We start from the raw sequence: 3,419 nt of genomic DNA, 5'->3' as shown, positions 1-3,419 counted from the left end.
GCTGCCCGACGTGCTTCCGGATAGTGCGCGGACAGACGTCCGAATCCTCGCCACCGACATCGACCCGGCGGTCGTTCGCCGCGCGCGCGCCGGGCAGTACCCTCGGGAAGAAGCCGAGTCGATCCCGCCAGACCTCCGCAAGAGCTGGACCAAGCCAGTCTCCGATCCCTCTGGGGCTTTCGAGATGAATGACCAGAGCAGGAAGCTCATCTCTTTCGCTGAACTTAACCTGATCGAGCCATGGCCCTTCCACGGACCGTTCGACGCGATCTTCTGCCGCAATGTGGCGATCTATTTCGACCAGGAGACCCAACAGACGCTCTGGAAGCGCTTCGCCGAGATGTTGCGCGATGACGGCTTCCTTTTCATCGGCCATTCCGAGCGTGTCACTGGCCCGGCGCTGCAAGCGCTGACCACTGCCGGCGTCACGACCTATCGCAAGAAACCGGGTGCGAGCAGTGCCACCGCGACCTAGGAGACAAAAATGAGTCTGAAAGATTCGCTACGCATCATGGTGGTCGACGACATGGCCACGAGCCGGGGCCTGATTACCCAGGCGCTCGATGAGATCGGGATCAAGAACTATCTGACCGAAAACGATGGCCAGAAGGCGCTTGCAAGGCTCTCCGCCAACCCGGTCCATCTTGTGTTGTCCGATTTCAATATGCCCAACATGGACGGACTCGGGCTGCTGCAGGCGGTGCGCCAGAATAAGGCGACGCAACGGATTGGATTCATCCTCGTCACCGGAAAGCCGACGCCAGATATGGTCTCCGCCGCCAAGAAGTGGGGCCTCAACAACATGATCAAAAAGCCTTTCACCTCGCTCTCGATGAAGCAGTGCATTGAAAGTGTGGTGGGAAAGCTCTGACATGCCCCTGACCGATGTCCAACTCTCGCCTCGAAAGGCCTCGTTGCTGTTGTCGCAGGAGATCCGTCGGCTGCAATTTCGGCTCGAGCGACTCGAACACGGGATGGAGGCCTTCTATGCCGCCGGCGGCGCATCCCTTGGCACAGTGGCGATCACCGCCCTGCAGGAGCTCGACATGCTTGCGCAATCCACTGACGCGCTGGCGGCATATGTCGAGAAACTGTCCTCGCGTTTTGCAGACGACACCCGTGTCGACCTCACGCCCGAGCTTTCGCAGGTGCCGCTGCGCGAGTTGCGAAGTCGACTTGCCGGGCGCCACCTAGAAGAACTGTCGGCCAACGCGCCGGAACTGTTCTGACAGGGCCCGAACGCGACTGTTCGGCGGGACGGACCCGCCATTCCGGTGGCCCGCCCGGGGCACCGGCAACGCAAGCATCACCGTGGACCGTTGAAAACTGCGGTACTGAACCAGAAAGAGGACGCCGATGAATCCGATTTCGCTGGTCATCGCCATTCCGGACAGATCCGTGCGCCGAAGGCTGACCGAAGAACTCGGCGCCTCGCCCTGGATCGAGATCGTCGCCGAGACCCGCGATCTCATGACGACCTACGCCGAGGTTGAGGAACGAGAACCGATGGCCGTGGTCATCGCGGGGCGGCTCGCGCGCGCTCCGGAATTTGAGGTGATGCGCGCGCTGTTTGCGACGCTCGACGTGCGCTGGCTCGTGATCACCGAGGTGCCTGATGCCTCGGCGCGTGATCAGGGTTCACCATGGGGACGGACGTCTGACCTCTTCCCGATCGACACCGACATCCCTGCCGATCGCCTCGTGGAAACGCTGCGAAGCGTTACGCGGACCGCAAGGCGCCATGGCGTCTCGCCAGTCCCACCTCGGACTGAAACCCCTCCCACGTCCCGTCCCACGCCCCCGTCCAATGTGGTGCCGGACAGGGCAAAAACCAATCGTTTCATCGTGATCGGCGCTTCGACCGGCGGGGTCGATGCCCTGCTCACCGTTCTCTCCAGCTTCCCGGCCGACTGTCCGCCGACCTTCATCGTGCAGCATACCGGCGGGGGCTTCGGGGACAGCTTAACCCGATTGCTCGACAGACAATGTGCGGCGCGGGTGCGGCCAGCCGCGGAGGGTGCGACCGCCAGCCATGGGGACATTCTTCTGGCGGCGGGCAGCCGCGCCCATATGCGTCTGGCCGGAGGCAGCCCGCTGCGGATCGTGCTGGAACCCGGGCAGCCGATCACCGGGCACATGCCGTCGGTGGACGCGCTTTTCCACTCGGCGGTCCCCGGTGCGCGGCGCGCCGTGGCAGCGTTGCTCACCGGCATGGGGCGCGATGGCGCCGAGGGACTGCGCGCGCTGCGCGATGCAGGGGCGGTCACCATGGCACAGGACGAAGCCACCAGCATCGTCTACGGCATGCCGCGTGCGGCGATGGAGCTTGGCGCAGCGCAATCCAGCCTGCCGCTGCAACAGATCGGCCCGGCGATCCTGCGCGCCTGCGCGGCGCCGCCACAGGCAAGTCCCAGTCAGAGGATGACGACACGATGATCGAAGGACCCGAAAAGCTGATCAACGTGATCCAGGGTGAATACCGCATATCCGACGATCCGGCCTGTGTGCTCTCTACCGTCCTGGGGTCCTGTGCCGCAGTCTGCCTCACTGATCCCGAAGCGAAGATCGGGGGCATGAACCACTTCCTCCTGCCGCATCGGGCCGGACGTGAGGGCGAGGATGTGCGCTATGGAGCATATTCGATGGAGCTCCTGATCAACGGTCTCTTGAAGCGCGGTGCACGCAAGAACAGGATGACCGCGAAGCTCTTCGGCGGTGCCAAGATGCTCACGCAATTGCGCGACATCGGGGTGTCGAACGTCGCCTTCGCCCGAGAGTTCCTTCAGTCCGAAGGGATCCCGATCGCATCCGAGAGCACCGGGGGCAACGCGGCGCGGCGGATCCGCTTCTGGCCGTCGGACGGCCGCGTGAAACAATTCATCGTGCCGGGTGAGGTTGAACGGGTGGCCCCGCCGGTTGTGGCACCTCCGCCGCCTTCGAGTGGCGAGATCACGTTGTTCTGATGTGGGTATCCGCCAGCCAGGATCCGAGTAAGGCCGCCGAAGGAGCAGGGCGCATGCAGGGCCAATCTACCAACATACTCAGCGCAACAGCATCGACGCGGCCCCTTGAAGGGCTCGCACAGCAGAGAATCCAGCCGTCTCGGCGTAACACGGGCCTGCTGAACCAACTCGGTCGGGCGGAGAGTTTTGGCTCGGACGGCGTGCACGGCACTGAGTAGTGCAAAAAAGCGAGGCGCTGCGCCGAATTGAACGGAGCTGCGTGAAGGACGGCTGCAAACGGGTCCGAGACCCGACGCATTGAGAGACGCCTCTGGAGAAGGCAAGAGCGGTGACGCGGAAAAGGCGGCCGCCTTGCCCGAACCGCTTGGACTTCGGTACCGGCTTTGGCTTTGGCTTTGGCTTTGGCTTTGGCTTTGGCTTTGGCTTTGGCTTTGGCTTTGGCTTTGGCTTTGGCTT

At 63.4% G+C, this 3,419-nt stretch carries 5 protein-coding genes; all 5 read left to right on the top strand.

Features of this window, described 5'->3' with window-relative positions:
• Positions 1-475, top strand: a 475-nt coding sequence (locus HC022_RS21745) for a protein-glutamate O-methyltransferase CheR (protein WP_303049090.1), incomplete at its 5' end; no start/stop codon positions are given.
• A gap of 9 nt (positions 476-484) precedes the next feature.
• Positions 485-871: a response regulator gene (locus HC022_RS21740; protein WP_008883227.1), complete on the top strand. Its 387-nt coding sequence runs from the start codon at positions 485-487 to the stop codon at positions 869-871.
• A 1-nt stretch (position 872) separates the two neighbouring features.
• On the top strand, positions 873-1,229 hold the full coding sequence (locus HC022_RS21735) for a hypothetical protein (protein WP_040383583.1): 357 nt from the start codon (positions 873-875) through the stop codon (positions 1,227-1,229).
• A 127-nt stretch (positions 1,230-1,356) separates the two neighbouring features.
• A complete protein-coding gene (locus HC022_RS21730; RefSeq protein WP_089962770.1) occupies positions 1,357-2,436 on the top strand; it encodes a CheB methylesterase domain-containing protein in 1,080 nt (359 codons plus the stop codon).
• Entirely contained in the window at positions 2,433-2,963 is a 531-nt protein-coding gene (locus tag HC022_RS21725) for a chemotaxis protein CheD (protein WP_167453800.1), read from the top strand. Before HC022_RS21730 ends, HC022_RS21725 begins: the two co-directional genes overlap by 4 nt.
• Positions 2,964-3,419 lie beyond the last annotated feature (456 nt).

Origin of the sequence: Salipiger sp. HF18, assembly GCF_011806505.1 — a bacterium.
GTDB classification, from domain to species: Bacteria; Pseudomonadota; Alphaproteobacteria; order Rhodobacterales; family Rhodobacteraceae; genus Salipiger; species Salipiger thiooxidans.
The sequence above is the reverse complement of the archived record's forward strand: the minus strand, read 5'-3'. Positions and strand labels throughout refer to the sequence as shown.